The 19,618-nt window shown below is 50.5% G+C and carries 15 protein-coding genes; 2 read left to right on the top strand and 13 right to left on the bottom strand.

Annotated elements, in window-relative coordinates; genetic code table 11:
* Positions 1-25: 25 nt before the first annotated feature.
* From FEK47_RS18295 to asd, 8 genes are all read right to left on the bottom strand, one after another.
* A complete protein-coding gene (locus FEK47_RS18295; protein ID WP_135487128.1) occupies positions 26-778 on the bottom strand; it encodes a fimbria/pilus periplasmic chaperone in 753 nt (250 codons plus the stop codon).
* Positions 779-898: 120 nt separating this feature from the next.
* The gene (locus FEK47_RS18290) at positions 899-1,603 is read right to left on the bottom strand and encodes a fimbrial protein (RefSeq protein ID WP_135487127.1); all 705 of its coding nucleotides are present in this window, start codon (positions 1,601-1,603) and stop codon (positions 899-901) included.
* 482 nt (positions 1,604-2,085) lie between these two features.
* On the bottom strand, positions 2,086-4,533 hold the full coding sequence (gene glgP / locus FEK47_RS18285) for a glycogen phosphorylase (protein ID WP_135385391.1): 2,448 nt from the start codon (positions 4,531-4,533) through the stop codon (positions 2,086-2,088).
* An 18-nt stretch (positions 4,534-4,551) separates the two neighbouring features.
* On the bottom strand, positions 4,552-5,985 hold the full coding sequence (gene glgA, locus FEK47_RS18280) for a glycogen synthase GlgA (RefSeq protein ID WP_130217712.1): 1,434 nt from the start codon (positions 5,983-5,985) through the stop codon (positions 4,552-4,554).
* Positions 5,985-7,280, bottom strand: a complete 1,296-nt coding sequence (glgC, locus tag FEK47_RS18275) for a glucose-1-phosphate adenylyltransferase (protein WP_130217714.1) — start codon at positions 7,278-7,280, stop codon at positions 5,985-5,987. Before glgC ends, glgA begins: the two co-directional genes overlap by 1 nt.
* A 17-nt stretch (positions 7,281-7,297) precedes the next feature.
* Positions 7,298-9,271: a glycogen debranching protein GlgX gene (gene glgX / locus FEK47_RS18270; RefSeq protein ID WP_135487126.1), complete on the bottom strand. Its 1,974-nt coding sequence runs from the start codon at positions 9,269-9,271 to the stop codon at positions 7,298-7,300.
* Complete coding sequence (glgB, locus tag FEK47_RS18265; RefSeq protein WP_130209043.1) at positions 9,268-11,454, bottom strand: 1,4-alpha-glucan branching enzyme; 2,187 nt, start codon at positions 11,452-11,454, stop codon at positions 9,268-9,270. The genes glgX and glgB overlap by 4 nt, the downstream gene beginning before the upstream one ends.
* Positions 11,455-11,725: 271 nt before the next feature.
* The gene (gene asd / locus FEK47_RS18260; protein WP_130217716.1) at positions 11,726-12,829 is read right to left on the bottom strand and encodes an aspartate-semialdehyde dehydrogenase; all 1,104 of its coding nucleotides are present in this window, start codon (positions 12,827-12,829) and stop codon (positions 11,726-11,728) included.
* A 191-nt stretch (positions 12,830-13,020) separates the two neighbouring features.
* Between asd and yhgN the strand changes: the two genes are divergently transcribed.
* Positions 13,021-13,614: an NAAT family transporter YhgN gene (yhgN, locus tag FEK47_RS18255; protein ID WP_130217718.1), complete on the top strand. Its 594-nt coding sequence runs from the start codon at positions 13,021-13,023 to the stop codon at positions 13,612-13,614.
* A 56-nt stretch (positions 13,615-13,670) separates the two neighbouring features.
* On the opposite strand, the gene gntU is transcribed toward yhgN, so the two are convergent.
* From gntU to FEK47_RS18230, 5 genes are all read right to left on the bottom strand, one after another.
* Entirely contained in the window at positions 13,671-15,011 is a 1,341-nt protein-coding gene (gntU, locus tag FEK47_RS18250) for a gluconate transporter (protein WP_000210111.1), read from the bottom strand.
* Between the two features lie 3 nt (positions 15,012-15,014).
* The gene (gene gntK, locus FEK47_RS18245; protein ID WP_000108330.1) at positions 15,015-15,542 is read right to left on the bottom strand and encodes a gluconokinase; all 528 of its coding nucleotides are present in this window, start codon (positions 15,540-15,542) and stop codon (positions 15,015-15,017) included.
* A 138-nt stretch (positions 15,543-15,680) separates the two neighbouring features.
* Positions 15,681-16,676 carry a gluconate operon transcriptional repressor GntR gene (gene gntR, locus FEK47_RS18240; RefSeq protein ID WP_130209047.1) on the bottom strand — a complete coding sequence of 332 codons (996 nt, stop codon included), beginning with the start codon at positions 16,674-16,676 and terminating at the stop codon, positions 15,681-15,683.
* A gap of 93 nt (positions 16,677-16,769) precedes the next feature.
* Complete coding sequence (yhhW, locus tag FEK47_RS18235) at positions 16,770-17,465, bottom strand: quercetin 2,3-dioxygenase (RefSeq protein ID WP_130209049.1); 696 nt, start codon at positions 17,463-17,465, stop codon at positions 16,770-16,772.
* Positions 17,466-17,587: 122 nt separating this feature from the next.
* Entirely contained in the window at positions 17,588-18,625 is a 1,038-nt protein-coding gene (locus tag FEK47_RS18230; RefSeq protein WP_135487125.1) for an oxidoreductase, read from the bottom strand.
* Between the two features lie 476 nt (positions 18,626-19,101).
* Here FEK47_RS18230 and yhhY point away from each other — a divergent pair, with 476 nt between their 5' ends.
* A complete protein-coding gene (gene yhhY, locus FEK47_RS18225) occupies positions 19,102-19,590 on the top strand; it encodes an N-acetyltransferase (RefSeq protein WP_135487124.1) in 489 nt (162 codons plus the stop codon).
* Positions 19,591-19,618 lie beyond the last annotated feature (28 nt).

Raw genomic sequence — 19,618 nt, 5'->3', positions numbered from 1 at the left:
GCTTTAACGTTTTAATCTTCCAGGTTTATTGCATCGTTCCCTTTTGCCTGGCCGTTGTGGCACCGTAATCATTGATAGTTTGATAAGTAATTTCACCGGCTAACGTCACTGGTGAAGACACTGTTACGTCACTTTTCGGTGGAACAAACGCATTAGGTAATTTTGCCCCTTGCACCCTGATTCCAGTCACCGTCAGATAATAGGGAGAAGGGTTAATGACTCTCAGCTGTTTACCTTCGTATTTAAATCGCAGCATATCCCGTGCTTTACCAGCTTGAACGGGTAAATTAGTCGGACGGTAAAATAATTTAATTCTGTTTTGTAACGCCAGTTGTAACGTGTTTTTCTGGGTATTCTTCTCATCCGTTGGTGGAATCGCTTTCACATTCATCCAGAATAATGTTTCGCGATCAGTCGGTAACTGTGATTTACCAATAAACATTATCCTCAATGAGGCTTCTTTTCGCGTTGGCAACATAAATAAAGGAGGCGTAACCACAAAATCCTGACTTTTTTTACTGCTTTGATTGTCATCAATCCATGACTGGATTAAATAGCTGGTGTTAGCCCCACCATTCTGTACACTTAACGTAATTTGCTGACTGTCAGATGGATAAACCAGACGCGTAGAACCAAGACCGAAGCCACCCGCAGCAATAGCATTGATAGATATGGCGGATAGTAAAAATAGAGCACCGGCCCTTATGACATAATGAGCCTTCTGCAAAGGATTAATGTTTCTATTCGTAAAACATTTATTTTTTGAAATCCATCTCATACTGCATCCTTGTAGATGAAATTAATTGTAATTACTAATACGTGTCTATTTATTATAAATAAACACGTAATATTAATTTCAGGCTACAATTAACTGTAACCTGAAATTATCTTGCTGTAATTATTCGTACAGCACGACGAAACTTGCCGTCGATTTCACCAGACCTGGTGCAACGGTACTACCGTTCTGCGCATAGCCCGCGGTAAATGCCGCAGTAAAATCATGAGTGGCTGCATCGCCAGGAATCACGTAGGCTGCCGAAGAACTACTCCCCTGAGGAGTTTGTGTATTCAGTTTAATCAGGCCAGTAGTTGTCGTATTTTTAGAATAAATACGAATCCCTACACCTGTTGCACCTGCTTCGCCATTACCATCGGCATCAGCGGACCCTTCAACCTCATTGGCAAGCGTCTGGTTGGCACTGTCTGCTACGCCAGTAAAACGAAATTCAATGTTTTGACTGTCCGTATTGCTACAGTCGGTCAGTTTAATGTTGAAGTCAGTCTGGTTACTGGCGCCCGTTGCTTCAGTATCCATGCCCGTGAAAGCGTTAGAAGGTACGACTGGCAGTACCACTTCAATCTGTTTCGATTCTGTAGCAACCTTACACGTCGCTTTAACCACACGACCAGTAAAGCGGATGTTTCCGCCCATTGCATCGGTGTTGCTATCCATATCGGTGAGTTTTGGATAATCAACGGTGCTCCAGTCTGTATCCGCACCACCAAATTGTGATGCATCGCCTGGCGCAGCGGTTACCGCAGTTGACATCAGCATACCTGATGCGAGTAAAACTGCGGATAAATTAGATAGATTGAATTTCATTTATACCTTTCCTTTTGTTAAAAAATCCAAGCAATATTGGCGATTATTTTTACATTCAGCTTTAACAAGTCACATTATTTAAATGAATAAAGCTGGTGTAGTTAACCACAGAAAAAATAAGAGATAGAATGGCTGGAAAATATTATATGAGCTGCTTGGTAATATAACTAAAAGAATCCATGCTCGCAATGATTGACTTTATATAAAAATACAGTTATTTGAAAACAAAGAGATTTATTTTAGACAGGATAGCTGAAGAATGGAGTAATATATAAATATAATAAATAATTTATTAGTTACTTATAATGTTTATTGTATGATACATACTCAGATGAGAATTATTATTAAGAATTAATAAATATGAATTATATATCGATACTGTCTGTAAATTGTCATGACATATCGTTTATCTGATATAAAAATGCCGTGTGCCCATTAACGATAGCTTTCAGGGAACACACGGCAGTTACCACTTTACGAACTTACAATCTCACTGGATCAATATGCCAGATATGATCGGCGTACTCTTTGATCGTACGGTCTGAAGAGAAGTAGCCCATATTGGCGATGTTCAGCATCGCTTTTGCAGTCCACTCTTCCTGACGCTCGTAGAGTTCGTCGACTTTATCCTGACAATCGACATAGCTGCGATAATCCGCCAGTACCTGGTAGTGATCGCCGAAGTTGATCAGCGAATCAACCAGATCGCGATAGCGTCCCGGCTCTTCCGGACTGAATACACCGCTGCCGATTTGCGTCAGCACCTGATGCAGCTCTTCATCTTTCTCGTAGTATTCACGCGGTTTGTAACCCTGACGACGCAGTTCTTCCACTTCTTCCGCTGTGTTACCAAAGATAAAGATATTGTCATCACCGACATGATCCAGCATTTCGACGTTCGCACCGTCCAGCGTACCGATAGTCAGCGCGCCGTTAAGGGCAAACTTCATGTTACTGGTGCCGGAGGCTTCCGTCCCCGCCAGCGAAATCTGTTCAGACAGATCGGCCGCCGGAATGATCAACTGCGCAAGACTAACGCTGTAGTTCGGGATAAACACCACTTTCAGCTTGTCACCAATCTGCGGATCGTTGTTGATCACTTTAGCCACATCGTTGATCAAATGGATAATGTGCTTCGCCATGTAATAAGCCGAAGCAGCCTTGCCGCCAAAAATATTCACGCGCGGCACCCAATTAGCATCCGGATCAGCCTTGATACGGTTATAACGAGTGATAACGTGCAACACATTCATCAATTGACGTTTGTATTCGTGAATACGTTTGATCTGCACATCAAACAGCGCCTTCGGATTCACCACCACATTCAACTGCTGGGCGATGTATTCGGCCAGACGTTTTTTGTTATCCAGCTTCGCCTGATGCACCGCATGGTTGACCATCGGGAAATCACAATGCTGTTGCAGCTCGCTCAGCAGGCTAAGGTCGGTGCGCCAGTTACGGCCCAGGTGTTCGTCCAGCACAGCTGAAAGCGATGGGTTCGCTACCGCCAGCCAGCGACGCGGCGTCACACCGTTGGTAACGTTGGTGAAACGACCCGGGAAGATTTTCGCAAAATCAGCAAACAGCGACTGCACCATCAGGTTAGAGTGCAACTCTGAAACACCGTTAACTTTATGACTCACGACAACCGCCAGCCAGGCCATCCGCACACGACGCCCGTTGGATTCATCAATGATTGACGCCCGTCCCAGCAGGTCAGTGTCGTTCGGATACTGCTCTTGCAAGGTTTTCAGGAAATAGTCATTGATTTCAAAGATTATCTGCAAGTGACGCGGCAGAATTTTACCCAGCATATCGACCGGCCAGGTTTCCAGCGCCTCGCTCATCAGCGTGTGGTTGGTGTAAGAGAAGACCTCGCAGCACACTTCAAAAGCGTCATCCCAGCTGAATTTATGCTCGTCAATCAGCAGACGCATCAGCTCAGGAATCGACAGCACCGGATGGGTGTCATTGAGATGAATCGCGATTTTATCTGCCAGATTATCGTAGGTTTTATGCAGCTGATAATGGCGGCTTAAAATGTCCTGAATGGTCGAGGAAACCAGGAAGTATTCCTGACGCAGACGCAGTTCACGCCCGGAATAAGTGGAGTCGTCCGGGTACAGTACGCGGGATACGTTCTCGGAGTGGTTTTTGTCTTCCACCGCCGCGAAGTAGTCACCCTGGTTGAATTTACCCAGGTTAATTTCGCTACTGGCTTGTGCGCTCCACAAACGCAGGGTATTAGTTGCGTCAGTGTCATAGCCGGGGATTATCTGGTCATAAGCAACGGCCAGAATTTCTTCAGTTTCAATCCAGCGAGTTTTCTTGCCTTCTTGCTGAATACGTCCACCAAAACGCACTTTGTAGCGCGTATTGTGTCGTTTAAATTCCCACGGGTTGCCGTATTCCAGCCAGTAGTCCGGTGACTCTTTCTGACTGCCGTTAACGATGTTCTGCTTGAACATGCCGTAGTCGTAACGAATACCGTAGCCGCGACCTGGCAACCCTAAAGTCGCCAGTGAATCCAGGAAGCAAGCTGCCAGGCGTCCCAGACCACCGTTCCCGAGGCCCGGGTCATTTTCTTCATCAATCAACTCTTCGAGATTTAACCCCATCGACTCCAGCGCCCCCTGAACATCGTCATAAATACCTAACGACAACATGGCGTTGGAGAGAGTACGGCCAATCAAAAACTCCATCGACAGGTAGTAAACCTGACGAGTTTCTTGCGACAGTTGGGCACGGTTCGAGCGCAACCAACGCTCCACGAGACGATCGCGCACAGCAAATAACGTTGCGTTCAGCCACTCATGTTTATTGGCAACGACAGGATCCTTTCCAATCGTAAACATCAGCTTATAAGCGATAGAGTGCTTAAGCGCTTCTACGCTAAGGGTGGGCGATGAATATGTAAACGGAGCATTCATATAGGCGTTTCCTGAAAACTATTTCAAGCGATAGTAAAGCTCACGGTACGACTTCGCCGCGACCTGCCAGCTAAAATCCATTGCCATAGCCTGACGTTGCACAAACCGCCAAAGTGAAGGACGGGACCAAAGTACAAAAGCACGTCGAATAGCCCGTAACAGCGACCAGGCATTACTATCTTCAAAGACAAACCCACTGGCGACGCCATCTGCGAGGTTCTCTAGAGAACTGTCAGAGACTGTATCAGCAAGCCCACCGGTACGCCGCACCAAAGGCAGCGTGCCGTACTTCAATCCATAAAGTTGTGTTAAACCGCACGGTTCAAAACGACTGGGCACCAGAATGACGTCCGCGCCGCCCATAATGCGATGCGAAAATGCTTCGTGATAACCAATCTGTACACCAACCTGACCGGGGTGTTCCGCTGCTGCAGCAAGGAAACCTTCCTGCAATACCGGATCGCCCGCGCCGAGCAGCGCCAGTTGTCCGCCCTGTTCCAGAAGGCCCGGTAAGGCTTCTAACACCAGATCCAGGCCTTTCTGGCTGGTCAGACGGCTCACCACTGCAAAAAGCGGCACTTTATCGTCAACCTTAAGCCCCATTGCGATTTGCAACTGGCGCTTATTCTCCGCTTTATCCTCCAATGAATCGCGGGTGTAACGCGAGGCTAAAAGTAAGTCCGTCTCTGGACTCCAGATTTTCTCATCCACGCCGTTCAGTACGCCGGAAAGTCGTCCTTCACGATGACGCTGCTGAAGTAAACCTTCCATACCGTAGGCAAACTGTGGTTCAGTAATCTCGCGAGCGTAGGTCGGACTAACCGCTGTAATATGGTCAGCGTAATACAGTCCGGCTTTCAGGAAAGAGATTTGCCCGTTGAACTCCAGCCCGTGAACATTAAAGAATGACCATGGCAATTGGATGTCATTCATGTGATGTGCATAAAACATGCCTTGATAGGCCAGATTGTGCACAGTAAACACAGACTTCGCCGGACGCCCGCGTGCCGCCAGATACGCAGGCGCAAGGCCTGCATGCCAGTCGTGCGCGTGCACTACATCAGGGCGCCAGAATGGGTCCAGCCCACTGGCCATTTCTGCCCCGACCCACCCCAACAGCGCAAAACGCAACACGTTGTCAGTGTAGGCAAATAAGTTGGTATCGTGATACGGGCTTCCGGGACGATCGTAGAGATGCGGCGCGTCAATCAGGTAAATACCAACCCCGTTATAATGTCCGAACAGCAGCGTGATATGCCCGGCAAAGGTATCACGACGAGATACCACCTGCGCATCGGTCACGCCACGGCGAATATCGGGAAATGCAGGCAACAGTACGCGAGCGTCAACGCCATCTGCGATTTGTGCTGCGGGTAATGCCCCAATAACATCAGCCAGACCGCCGGTTTTAAGCAGCGGGAACATCTCTGAACATACATGTAAAACCTGCATTATCGCTCCTGTTTATACCCTAACTTCCGTAGCATTTCGCGCGTAACCAGCACGATGCCTTCTTCTGAACGATAGAAACGACGTGCATCTTCCTCTGCATCCTCACCGATCACCATGCCTTCCGGAATGACACAAGCACGGTCAATGACACAGCGGCGCAGACGGCACGAGCGACCTACCCATACTTCCGGTAACAATACGGCGGAATCAATGTTGCAGAATGAATTAACACGAACGCGTGAGAACAGAACGGACTGCACCACCACTGAACCAGAGATTACACAACCGCCGGAAACCAGTGAGTTAAGGGTCATCCCATGACTACCGGAGCGATCCTGAACGAATTTCGCTGGTGGCAATGATTCATTGTAGGTGCGAATTGGCCAGTTGCGATCGTACATATCCAGTTCTGGCACCACAGAGGCCAGATCAAGGTTCGCTTTCCAGTAAGCTTCCAGCGTACCCACATCGCGCCAGTACGGCTCGGCGTCTGGGTCAGACTGTACGCAAGAGAGAGGGAATGGATGCGCATAAGCCAGGCCTGCTTCGGTGATTTTTGGAATCAAATCTTTACCAAAGTCGTGGCTGGAGTTTTCATCACGATCGTCTTCTTCCAGCAATTCATATAGATAGTCGGCGTCAAAGACGTAGATACCCATACTCGCCAGAGATTTGCTCGGATCGTTTGGCATTGATGGCGGGTTAGCCGGTTTTTCAACAAATTCGATAATTTTATCGTTTTCATCGACTGCCATAACGCCAAATGCAGAGGCTTCTTCAATCGGTACTGGCATACAAGCAACAGTACAACGCGCACCTTTTTCGACGTGGTCGATAAGCATTCGCGAGTAGTCTTGCTTGTAGATGTGGTCACCAGCCAGAATCACCACATACTCCGCTTTATAGCGGCGGATGATATCGAGGTTTTGAGTGACCGCGTCTGCGGTACCGCGATACCAGTTTTCCCCTTTCATTCTCTGCTGCGCGGGCAGCAGGTCGACAAACTCGTTCATTTCTTCATTGAAGAACGACCAGCCGCGCTGAATATGCTGCACCAGGGTGTGAGACTGGTACTGGGTGATCACGCCCATACGACGGATCCCAGAGTTGATGCAGTTGGACAGCGCAAAGTCGATAATGCGGAACTTACCGCCGAAGTGTACGGCAGGCTTTGCTCTCTTATTGGTTAAATCCTTCAGGCGAGTACCACGTCCTCCCGCCAGTATCAGGGCAACAGATTTCAATGGCAGCTGGCGCGCCAACATTAAGTGATCGTTCTTCTCTAAACTAACCATGACTAACTCCTTTTTTATCATCTCTGGAACACACACAATCCGTGTGCAGGTCCCGGCCAGACAGCCGTAATCACTGGGTTATCCTCTCCAGCGAATGGGGGAATGGCGTGCCACTCCCCAGCAGGTAAAACAATCTCTGTTACCTCAAGCGTGGCGTTTATTGCGATCAAAAAACGATCCGAAAGCAAAATTTGCAGCTGCTTTGGCCCGTTTTGCCACTCATCCGAGCTTAAAGGTTGAGCATATCGATTCAGCCAACGGACGTTGCCATCGCCTTCTTCCCACCAGCGATCCTCTACCAAAGCAGGAATGCGCTTGCGCAGATGGATTAACGCGGCGGTAAACGCCGTTAACCCACTGCTTGCCTGTGACCAGTCCAACCACGTTAATTGGTTATCCTGACAGTAGGCATTGTTATTGCCATGCTGGCTGTGACCATGTTCATCACCTGCCAGTAACATCGGCGTACCCTGGGAGAGCAACAACGTCGTTAACAGGGCGTGAATGCTGTCGCGCCGCCGTTCAATCAAATCAAGAGTACCGCCTAGCCCTTCTTTACCATGATTGTTACTGTAATTGTTGTTGGTCCCGTCGCGATTTTCTTCTCCATTTGCTTCATTGTGTTTATGGTTGAAACAAACGCAGTCGCGAAGCGTAAAACCGTCATGCGCAGTGACGAGATTAATCGCAGCGCTCGGCAGACGGCCATTACGTTTAAAAACATCGCTGGAGGCGGCAAAACGCCCGGCAAACTCACCCAGCGACAGGTTATAGTGCAGCCAGAAACGGCGTGCGGCGTCGCGGAAATGATCATTCCACTCGGCAAACAGCGGTGGGAAATTGCCCACCTGATAGCCGCCGGGCGCGATATCCCACGGTTCGGCAATTAACTTCACTTGCGAAAGCACAGGGCAATTCTGGATAGCCATAAACAGCGGCGCATCCTGACGAAACTCCGGTGTTCGTCCCATGACTGCTGCGAGATCGAAGCGGAAGCCATCAACGTGGCAGGTTTCTACCCAGTAGCGTAGACAGGCGCTGGCGTACTCCACTACCGCCGGATGGCTCAAATTGAGCGTATTACCACAACCAGTCCAGTTGTGATAATCGCCGTCGTCTCTTATCCAATAATAGCTACGGTTGTCGATCCCGCGCAGTGAGAATACCGGGCCGTCCAGGTCCAGTTCCGCACTGTGGTTGAGTACGATGTCGAGAATGATTTCAATACCCGCCTTGTGCAGGGCTTTCACTGCGTCGCGGAACTCGTCCAACGCCGTTTCGGGCGAGCTGGCATATGCCGGATGCAGTGCAAACAGCGCCACCGGATTGTAGCCCCAGTAGTTACTTAGCCCCATGCGTTGCAGGCGCGGTTCACTGGCAAACTGCGCCACTGGCAACAGTTCCAGCGCGGTAATGCCCAACCGTTTTAAATAGTTGATCATCACCGGATGGCCGAGCGCTTTATAGGTGCCGCGGATCTCAACCGGGATCTCCGGATGCAGATAGGTTAATCCTTTGACATGGGCTTCATAAATGATGGTGCTGCCCCACGGCGTACGCGGCGGGGCGTCATCCTCCCAGTCATAGTGATCGACCACCACCACGCATTTCGGCGCAATGGCGGCGTTGTCACGATAATCAGGTTCATTATGGCCTGCATGCAGCAGCGGGTTATCTTTAAACTCACCCTCAATTTGCCGCGCGCAAGGATCAATCAACAACTTCGCCGGGTTAAAGCGATGCCCCACGGCAGGTTGCCAGGGGCCATGTACGCGATACCCATAGTGCAAACCCGGGCGCGCATCCGGCAAGTAACCGTGCCAGACATCGCCGCTGCGTCCTGGCAAGTCATACCGGTGTTCTATGCCCTGAGCGTCAAACACACATAGCTCTACCCGCTCAGCATGAGCAGAAAAGAGCGTGAAGTTGACGCCCTGGCCATCATAGTGCGCGCCAAGGGGAGCAGGTTTGCCAATGGCGAGTTGTGTCATTCTCCCTCCCGCACCAGCCAGATAGTGGCCAGCGGTGGTAGAGTAAGGCTCAATGAATGCTGACGACCGTGGCTGGCGATCTCATCGCTATGTACCGCGCCGCCATTGCCAGCATTGCTGCCGTGGTAGTGCATGGAATCGGTGTTGAGAATCTCACGCCACTTACCTGGCTGATTAATGCCAAAGCGATAATCATGGCGCGGCACCGGCGTAAAGTTGCTGGCAACGATAATTTCGTTACCCTCTTTATCGCGACGCACAAAGATCAGCACCGAGCGCTCATGGTCATCCACCACCAGCCATTCAAAGCCGTAGGCGTCGAAATCCAGCTCGTGCAGAGCTTTGTGGTGACGATAAGTATGGTTCAGATCGCGTACCAGTCGCTGGACACCGTGGTGCCAGTTGTCGCCACCTTCCAGCAGATGCCAGTCGAGGCTGGCATCGTGGTTCCACTCACGCCCTTGGGCAAATTCGTTACCCATGAACAACAGTTTCTTGCCCGGGAACGCCCACATCCAGGCATAGTAGGCTCGCAGATTGGCAAACTTCTGCCATGCATCGCCTGGCATCCTGTCGAGAATCGATTTTTTGCCGTGCACCACTTCGTCGTGCGACAGCGGCAGGACGAAGTTTTCAGTGTAGTTGTAGAGCATCCCGAAGGTGAGTTTATTGTGGTGGTATTGACGATAAACCGGGTCGAGCTTCATGTAATCCAGAGTGTCGTGCATCCAGCCGAGGTTCCACTTGTACCAGAAGCCCAGACCACCAATATCCTGCGGGCGGGAAACGTTCGGGAAGTCGGTAGACTCTTCCGCCATCGTCACTGCGCCCGGTACTTGCTCACCGATAATACGGTTGGTATTGCGAAGGAATTCAATCGCTTCCAGATTCTCGCGTCCACCATACTCGTTCGGGATCCACTCGCCTTCTTTACGGCTGTAATCACGATAAATCATCGAAGCAACCGCATCGACGCGCAGCGCATCGATACCAAAACGCTCGATCCAGTACAGCGCGTTACCAACGAGGAAGTTACTGACTTCACGGCGGCCATAGTTGTAAATCAGGGTGTTCCAGTCCTGATGGTAGCCTTCACGCGGATCGCTGTGTTCATACAGATTTGTGCCGTCAAATTCGGCAAGTGCAAAGTCATCTGTTGGGAAGTGACCCGGCACCCAGTCGAGAATCACGTTCAAACCTGCTGCGTGGGCGGCATCAATGAAATAGCGGAAATCATCGCGAGTGCCAAAACGGCGAGTTGGCGCATACAAACCTGTCGGCTGATAGCCCCAACTGCCATCGAATGGATGTTCGTTAATTGGCAACAGTTCGAGGTGGGTAAAGCCCATCCATTTCGCGTAAGGCACCAACTGATCGGCAAGTTCGCGGTAGCTTAACCAGAAGTTGTTGTCGGCGTGACGACGCCATGACCCCAGGTGAACTTCATAGATAGAAATTGGCGCATCAAACTGATTCGCTTTTTTGCGCTCTTCGGTCTGCACGACCTTTTCAGGCAGTCCGCAAATAAGGGAAGCGGTTTCCGGGCGCATCTGCGCTTCGAAGGCATAAGGATCAGACTTCAAACGCAGATTGCCATTGGCATCAATCATTTCGTATTTATAGAGCTGACCGTTATGCGCGCCAGGGATAAACAGTTCCCAGATGCCGCTCTCTTTACGCAGGCGCATCGGGTGACGACGACCATCCCAGTAGTTGAATTGCCCAACAACCGAGACACGGCGGGCATTTGGCGCCCAGACAGAAAAACGCGTGCCGGTAACGCCATCCATAGTATCTGCGTGCGCACCTAAGGTTTCATACGGGCGCAGGTGGGTACCTTCAGATAACAGCCAGGCGTCCATTTCCTGGATTAAAGGGCCAAAACGGTAAGGATCATCAATCAGATTCTGCTGGCCATGCCAGACAACCGCCAACTGATAGCGGAAAAAATTTTTACGCCGAGGAACGACGCCGCTGAAGAATCCACGAGAGTCGAGACACTCCAGTTTAGCGACTTTGCGTCCAGTTTTTGGTTCAATTACCCACACATCGGTGGCGTCAGGTAAAAGGGCACGGACTTCCAGTCCCGCTGTGGTTTTATGCATTCCAAGTACGGAAAAAGGATCCGCAAAATGACCTGCAATTAGCGCGTTAATCACGTCTCTATCGATACGATCGGACATGCTTGTCTTCCTGTTTTATTGTGTCACCCCATCCAACTAATTTTTGACATCTGGTTGTGACATTTTTTTGACCTGAACGGCGCAGCACTCTGTGCATCCTCTCTACGCCGTCCTCACTTCAGGTAAGGCATTGAATACGTATGTATCCCGCCACCCTTAAAGAATAGCCAATGCTCTATTTAACTCCCGGTAAATCATGAAACATCTGCGCTTACTCCTGTACTACGCACTAAAAGGGGCAGCATTACGCCCCAAATTTAATGAATAAACATTACGCCAGTTGACGAAGCATCCGGCGTAGCGGCTCCGCGGCCCCCCACAGCAGCTGGTCGCCCACGGTAAAGGCTGACAGGAACTCAGGTCCCATATTCAGCTTACGCAGACGGCCTACCGGCGTGGTCAGCGTACCGGTGACGGCAGCTGGGGTTAGCTCACGCATAGTGATTTCGCGATCGTTTGGAACCACTTTTGCCCACGGGTTATGGGCCGCCAACAGTTCTTCCACGGTCGGAATAGACACATCTTTTTTCAATTTGATGGTGAATGCCTGGCTGTGGCAGCGCAACGCCCCGACACGCACACACAAACCATCTACCGGAATAACGGAAGATGTGTTGAGAATCTTGTTGGTTTCCGCCTGACCTTTCCATTCTTCGCGGCTCTGACCGTTATCAAGCTGTTTGTCGATCCACGGAATCAGGCTGCCTGCCAATGGCACGCCAAAGTTATCCACTGACAACTCGCCGCTGCGGGTTAAGGTCGTGACTTTGCGTTCAATATCGAGAATAGCAGAGGACGGTGTCGCGAGTTCATCCGCCACATGGCCATACAGTTGGCCCATCTGGGTTAACAACTCACGCATATGTCGCGCACCACCGCCGGAAGCCGCCTGGTAGGTTGCAACGGAAACCCAATCAACAAGATCATTGGCGAATAAACCGCCCAACGACATCAACATCAGGCTTACGGTACAGTTACCGCCAACAAAAGTCCTGATGCCTTTATTTAATCCATCAGTAATGACGTCCTGATTGACTGGGTCAAGAATGATGATGGCGTCATCTTTCATGCGCAGAGACGATGCTGCGTCAATCCAGTAACCTTGCCATCCGCTCTCACGGAGCTTTGGATAGATTTCGTTGGTATACTCGCCGCCCTGACAGGTTACGATGATATCGAGAGCCTTCAGCGCCTCCAGATCAAAGGCATCCTGAAGTGTGCCAGAAGCACCGCCAAAGGAAGGCGCAGCCTGACCAGACTGTGAAGTCGAAAAGAAGACAGGGCGAATGGCGTCGAAGTCGCGCTCTTCAACCATGCGTTGCATGAGAACGGAGCCGACCATACCGCGCCAGCCGATAAAACCAACATTTTTCATAAGCGTTTTTTCCTGCAAAGATGTGTGCTGTATATATGTGCCGGTGTCCTCATGGCACATCTTTCACCATACAAAAAGCAGCCAAAGTCGCAAGTGAAATTAATCAATGATAGCGAAGCCATCAGTAATGCGACTTATCCTGCTTTCGTAGCACGCAGAAAGTCCACGGCAATTATCAGGGAACTTGAGTTATGAATGAAATCATTTCTGCAGCAGTTTTATTGATCTTGATTATGGATCCGCTCGGAAACCTACCTATTTTTATGTCCGTACTGAAACATACAGAACCGAAAAGACGTCGGGCAATCATGGTGCGAGAGTTGCTTATTGCTCTCATGGTGATGCTGGTGTTCCTGTTTGCGGGTGAGAAAATTCTGGCATTTCTTAGCCTGCGGGCGGAAACCGTCTCCATTTCTGGCGGCATCATTCTCTTTCTGATCGCCATTAAGATGATTTTCCCCAGTGCTTCAGGCAATAGCAGTGGGCTTCCGGCAGGTGAAGAGCCATTTATTGTGCCGCTGGCAATCCCATTAGTAGCAGGGCCGACTATTCTCGCCACATTAATGTTGCTGTCTCACCAGTACCCGAATCAGATGGGACATCTGGTAATTGCTCTGCTGCTGGCCTGGGGCGGCACCTTTGTCATCCTGCTTCAGTCTTCGCTATTTTTACGTCTGCTGGGCGAGAAAGGAGTGAATGCACTTGAACGCCTGATGGGATTGATTCTGGTGATGATGGCAACCCAGATGTTCCTCGACGGCATTCGGATGTGGATGAAGGGGTAACGAGAGGCATTACCAGGAAGGAGCCCGGTAGCGTCAGAACTACCGGGCGAACAAACTTAACTCAACAGCTGGAACGCAATCATCCCGACGATGGCACCAACAGTACCGAGGATGGTTTCCATCATGGTCCAGGTTTTCAGCGTTTCGGCTTCAGTCGCGCCGGTAAATTTACCGAACAACCAGAAACCAGCGTCGTTAACGTGGCTGACGACAATCGAACCACCGGCGATACAAATCGACAGTGCCGCCATTTGCGCACCAGAGTAATTCAATTGTTCAATGACCGGCATCACCAGCCCCACCGCCGTTAAACAGGCAACGGTGGCAGACCCCTGAATGATGCGCACTGCAGCTGCCAGCACGAAGCAGGTGATAGCAATCGGCAGGCCCATGCCGGTTAACGCTTCGCCCAGCGCCGGACCTACGCCAGAGTCAACCAGCACCTGTTTGAACACGCCGCCTGCACCAATCACCAGCAGAATAATCCCCGCTGGTTGTAGCGCGTGACCGCAAATCTCCATCACTTTGTCTTTTGGCATGCCCTGACGCATTGCCAGGCCATAAATCGCTACCAGACAAGCAACCAGAATCGCAGTAAACGGATGACCGATAAACTCAAACCATTCGTAAGCAGTTGATCCTTCTGGTACAAAACGCGCAGCAATGGTTTTAAGACCTACCAGCACCAGCGGCAGCAGGATCAGCGACAGGCTGAATCCAAAAGACGGCATTTTGCCTTCGCCGAGATGCGGTTCGCTGATGTCGTCAGGAATATGCAGCTCAACGTAACGGCTTATGAAGTTACCCCACAGCGGCCCGGCGATGATCATCCCCGGAATTGCCGCACACAGGCCAATCAGGATCATCCAGCCAAAGTCGGCATTCATCTGCGATGCCAGCAGCATCGGCGCTGGTCCAGGCACCAGAAATGCCGCCGCTGCCGCCACGCCCGCGAACAATGGGATTACCAGTTTCACCAGGTTCGTGCCGGTGTGGCGCGCCATTGAGAAAGCAACGCTAATCAGCAGAACAATCGCCACTTCAAAGAACAGCGGTAGCGCGCAGACCAGCCCCGCAAGGCCGATGGCATAATGCGCGCGGCTGTGACCGAAGGATTTGAGCATTTTGACGGCAATCTGATCGACTGCGCCGGTTTCATGTAAGATCTTGCCAAACATGGCTCCCAGGGCGACAACCACCGCCAGGAAGCCGAGGGTGCCTCCCATCCCTTTTTCCATCGTCGCTGCGATTTTATCGAGCGGCATACCGGAAAAAAGGCCAGCCCCCATAGACACCACCATCAAAGCCAGGAAAGCGTGCATACGCGCCTTCATGACTAAAAACAGCAGCAGTAAAACAGACCCTACTGCTGTTAAAACAAGCGTTAATGTAGTCACTACTTATTTGCCTTTTTTAATAACCTCAATGGTGCTTGCCACAACACCTTCCAGCGGTTGATCGATATCCACCACCAGTACATCGGTTTCGTCCGCACCCGGCTCCTGCAGCGTTTCAAACTGCGTCACCAACATTTGGGTTTTAAAGAAATGGCCTTTGCGCGCTTTCAGGCGGCTTTCAATCACATCAAAATCGCCTTTCAGGTAGATGAAAGAGAGATTCGGATTACCTTCACGCAGCAGGTCGCGATAGTGTTTTTTCAGTGCAGAACATACGATCAGCGACACTTTATTGGTACGCTGCATGGCAAACGCGGCGTCGTTCAGCGCCTGCAACCACGGTTTGCGATCGTCGTCATTCAGCGGTTCACCAGACGCCATTTTTTCGATATTGCGGCGCGGATGGAGGAAATCGCCATCAAGAAACGCGGCATGAAGTTGATGCGCCACTTCACTGGCGACCGCAGATTTGCCGCTGCCCGATACGCCCATTAAGACGTAAATGTGGTGATCATGATTAGTCGTGCTCAAAGTGGTGCCCCCACAGTACAAGAATTAAGAATGTTACGGGTAACTGTTATCGGTAACATTCTCCAGCCGGACAAAAACAGAAGCAATATCCATCCGTGCCTTAAGTGTATAAGTGTGAGCTACTTCAAATTTGTAGGCTTAAATAGATCCACCCGGTGACAAGGTGAAACCTAAATCTAACATTTTCGGCGTCACCGCTTCGCCACGAATACGCGCCAGCAGGCGTTCAGCGCCAATGCTGCCCATCCGCTCACGCGGCGTCAGCACACTTGCCAGCCGTGGCTCCATCACCTGGCCAATGTCATGACCGTGGAAACCGGCAATCGCCATATCGTCAGGAACTTTCAACCCCAGACGCTGACATTCAAACGCCGCGCCGACCGCCAGGTCATCGTTGGTACAGAACACGCCATCCAACTGTGGATATTCCCGCCGCGCCTGACGAATCAGTTCAATACCGGAAGAGTAAGAAGAAGATTGTTCAACCATCACGCTATATGGCACCAGGCCTGCATCCAGCATCGCCTGCTCATATCCCTTCTGTTTGATGATAGTACGTTCGTCGAGACGTGCGCCGAGATAAGCAATGTGACGATGCCCGCGAGCAATAATGGCAGCGGTCATCTGGCGTGCCGCTTCAAAGTTATTAAAACCGACAGCGATATCGAGACACGGCGACTGGCTGTCCATCAGCTCCACCACCGGAATACCCGCCACTTCAATCATCTTTAAGGTGCGTGGCGTGTGGGTGCGTTCGGTAAGGATCAAGCCATCGATATTCCAGGAGAGCATCGATTCAAGGCGTTCTTGCTCCATTTCCGGCTTATAACCGTAGTGCGCCAGCATGGTTTGATAACCGTGCGCGTCGGTGACGCTTTCGATACCGCGTAATACTTCCGCAAAAACCTGGTTGGTGAGAGAAGGTAACAGGACGCCAATCGCCCGGCTGGTGGCGTTAGAGAGGATATCGGGCGCACGATTGGGAATATAACCCAGTTCATCAAGAGCGGCGGCAATCTTGCCACGTAGAGCGACGGAAACTTGCTCCGGGTTACGCAAAAAGCGGCTGACCGTCATTTTGGTCACGCCTACACGGTCAGCCACATCCTGAAGTACGGGTCTTTTCTTTTTCATCGTCCTGAAAGGTACAAAAGGGATAGATTCCTTTAGTTTACCACGGACGCATCACAACCTTCCTGATTCCTCAGGAAGGTTTGTGAGATAAATTTAGACTGGCGGTAAATCGAACAGCAGGATTTCACTGTCGCTATCAGCGTGGACGGAAATCGCCTGCTCATCCCAAATCGCCAGACCATCGCTGGTCGAGGCTTTTACGCCGTTAATAGTGACATTACCTTTCACCACCTGGATCCAGACGCGGCGTTCAGCGGCAATCTGATGTATCGACTGCTCATCTTTTACCAGCGCCCAGCGGTACAGTTCCATATCCTGATACACTTTCAGCGAACCGTCACGCGCATCCGGCGAGAGCACCAGTTGTTTACCCTGCACGGCATCGAAGCGACGCTGTTCATAACGCGGCGTAATGCCGTTTTCTTCCGGCATGATCCAGATCTGATACAGATGCAGACGCTCGGTGCTGCTTGGGTTGTACTCTGAGTGACGAATACCCGTACCCGCACTCATAATCTGGAACTCGCCTGCCGGAACCTGTTCTTTATTGCCCATGCTGTCCTGGTGCTCAACAGTACCTTCCAGCACGTAGGTCAAAATTTCCATATCTTTATGCGGATGAGTGCCGAAGCCCTGCCCTGCTTCAATCACGTCGTCGTTAATCACGCGCAGCGCGGAGAAGCCCATAAAGTTCGGATCGTAATAGTTGGCAAAAGAGAAAGTATGCCAGGAGTCCAGCCAGCCATGATTAGCATGACCACGTTCATTTGCTTTGCGTAAGTAGATCATTTGTATTCGCCCCCTGAATGATTTCGATGGGCTTAGTGTGGACCCGATCTGCCTGGGATGATAGAGGGTGAAAATTGACCCCTCTGTTCAAAAAAATTGAACTATTCGAGGGGCCATCAAACTTACTTCGCGAGAGTCACTGTGGAGGGAGAGGCTTGTTCAAAACCGCGTTCAAGGATTTCCAGATTAGTAAGAACTTCAGATTCCTTGACGTAATTTGGCGCACCGCTGGTGATGGTTTTGTACAACGCATCATACACACGTCCATAGTCGCCCATCTCCGGCTTCATCTGTTCTCTGACCGTCACGCCCTCGTCATTGACATACTCCAGCACACCGACCGAATCATCCGCCGCAAATCCAGGTTCGCCCGGCATAATATTAGCCTTCAGGCTGGTTTCCTGCTGGTCGATGCCGTATTTAATAAATGTACCTTTCTTACCGTGAACGATAAATTTCGGATAATCGATTTTCACCAGATGACTGGTTTTAACGATCGCTTTCAGGTCGCCATAAAACAGCTGCGCTTCAAAGGTATCGTCAGGATTGGCTTTATTACGCAGGCTGCGGATGTCATAAGCGACGTGATCCGGGCGACCAAACAGCGAGATAACCTGGTCCAGGGTATGCACACCAAGCCCATAGAACGCGCCATCCTGCGGCAGTCCAGGTTTGGTTTCTGCCACTGGGCGGTAATAGTCAAAATGGCTTTCCACTTCGACAATCTCTCCCAGCTTGCCGCTTTCAATCGCTTTTTTTGCCGTCAGGAAGCAGGAGTCAAAGCGACGATTCTGATACGGCGTGACGGTCAGCCCTTTGCTTTTCGCCAGCGCAAACAGCTCTTTCGCCTGCGCAAGCGTCGGGGTGAACGGTTTTTCGACCAGTACATTTTTCCCGGCTTCCAGTGCGCGCTTCGCGTACTCGAAGTGGCTGTCCGCGTGGGTGCAGACGACAACCAGCTTAACATCGGGATCGTTTAACACTTCGTCGAGATCGCTGGTGAAATGAATATGGGAATAAATGGGGGCCTGTTCTTCCGGCTTCGCATGGCGGCGAAAAATATGCGCGACATGCCAGCTATCCTTGCGGTTAAGTACATACGGCAGATGGTAACGGGTGGTGCTTTTGCCGAAGCCAATAAAGGCGCAGTTGATGACCATGATTTCGTCCTTTTTAAGGTGGTTATTTACACCTTAGCGCAAAGCGGACGTGGTTCCTATGCCTGGGCTTCAGTACGTCAGATTGTTGGCAAAGTGCACTTTATTCATGCCGGATGCGGCGTGAACGCCTTACCCTGCCTACACCAAATGGCATCGGTTTGTAGGCCTGATAAGCGTAGCGCATCAGGCAATTTTGCATTTGTCTCAACACGAGGAACACTTCCCGTGGACAAACTGGCAAACAAACCAGTACGAAAGCAAAAAAAAAAGCCAGCACCCGGCTGGCTAAGTAATACTGGAAGCAATGTGAGCAATGTCGTGCTTTCAGGTTCTCCGCGAGGGTCTTCCTGAACGCAGGACAATAATAATCATTCTCATTCGCACTTGTCCAACACTTTTTGCAAAAAAATCCATTTGACTCGTATTTGAAAGTCAATGATGTTGAAAGGGACATTTACCCTAAAGAGGACAGAGGAATGAGTGAGATAGTAATACGCCACGCAGAAACGCGCGATTATGAGGCCATTCGGCATATCCACGCCCAGCCGGAGGTGTATTACAACACACTACAGGTGCCTCATCCGTCAGAGCCAATGTGGCAGGAGCGACTCACCGCTCGCCCCGGCATCAAGCAACTCGTCGCCTGTATTGATGGAACTGTAGTAGGCCATCTCACCATTGATGTACAGCAACGCCCACGCCGCAGTCATGTTGCCGATTTTGGTATCTGTGTCGACGCCCGCTGGAAGAATCGCGGCGTCGCCAGCGCCCTGATGCGAGAGATGATTGAAATGTGCGACAACTGGTTGCGGGTAGATCGTATTGAACTAACGGTGTTCGTCGATAACGCGCCAGCAATTAAGGTCTATAAAAAATTCGGCTTTGAGATTGAAGGGACTGGCAAGAAGTACGCATTACGTAATGGTGAATATGTTGATGCGTATTATATGGCGCGGGTGAAATAGAAAATTTGCAATCTAAGTTTGTCATTTA

The organism is Escherichia sp. E3659 (genome assembly GCF_005781135.1).
In the GTDB taxonomy this organism is placed as follows: Bacteria; Pseudomonadota; Gammaproteobacteria; order Enterobacterales; family Enterobacteriaceae; genus Escherichia.
This window is presented reverse-complemented; position numbering and strand designations above follow the sequence as displayed.

Coding starts and splice junctions, on each gene's coding strand:
- FEK47_RS18295 (WP_135487128.1), bottom strand. CDS start 778: ATGAGATGGATTTCAAAAAATAAATGTTTTACGAATAGAAACATTAAT.
- FEK47_RS18290 (WP_135487127.1), bottom strand. CDS start 1,603: ATGAAATTCAATCTATCTAATTTATCCGCAGTTTTACTCGCATCAGGT.
- glgP (WP_135385391.1), bottom strand. CDS start 4,533: ATGAATGCTCCGTTTACATATTCATCGCCCACCCTTAGCGTAGAAGCG.
- glgA (WP_130217712.1), bottom strand. CDS start 5,985: ATGCAGGTTTTACATGTATGTTCAGAGATGTTCCCGCTGCTTAAAACC.
- glgC (WP_130217714.1), bottom strand. CDS start 7,280: ATGGTTAGTTTAGAGAAGAACGATCACTTAATGTTGGCGCGCCAGCTG.
- glgX (WP_135487126.1), bottom strand. CDS start 9,271: ATGACACAACTCGCCATTGGCAAACCTGCTCCCCTTGGCGCGCACTAT.
- glgB (WP_130209043.1), bottom strand. CDS start 11,454: ATGTCCGATCGTATCGATAGAGACGTGATTAACGCGCTAATTGCAGGT.
- asd (WP_130217716.1), bottom strand. CDS start 12,829: ATGAAAAATGTTGGTTTTATCGGCTGGCGCGGTATGGTCGGCTCCGTT.
- yhgN (WP_130217718.1), top strand. CDS start 13,021: ATGAATGAAATCATTTCTGCAGCAGTTTTATTGATCTTGATTATGGAT.
- gntR (WP_130209047.1), bottom strand. CDS start 16,676: ATGAAAAAGAAAAGACCCGTACTTCAGGATGTGGCTGACCGTGTAGGC.
- yhhW (WP_130209049.1), bottom strand. CDS start 17,465: ATGATCTACTTACGCAAAGCAAATGAACGTGGTCATGCTAATCATGGC.
- FEK47_RS18230 (WP_135487125.1), bottom strand. CDS start 18,625: ATGGTCATCAACTGCGCCTTTATTGGCTTCGGCAAAAGCACCACCCGT.
- yhhY (WP_135487124.1), top strand. CDS start 19,102: ATGAGTGAGATAGTAATACGCCACGCAGAAACGCGCGATTATGAGGCC.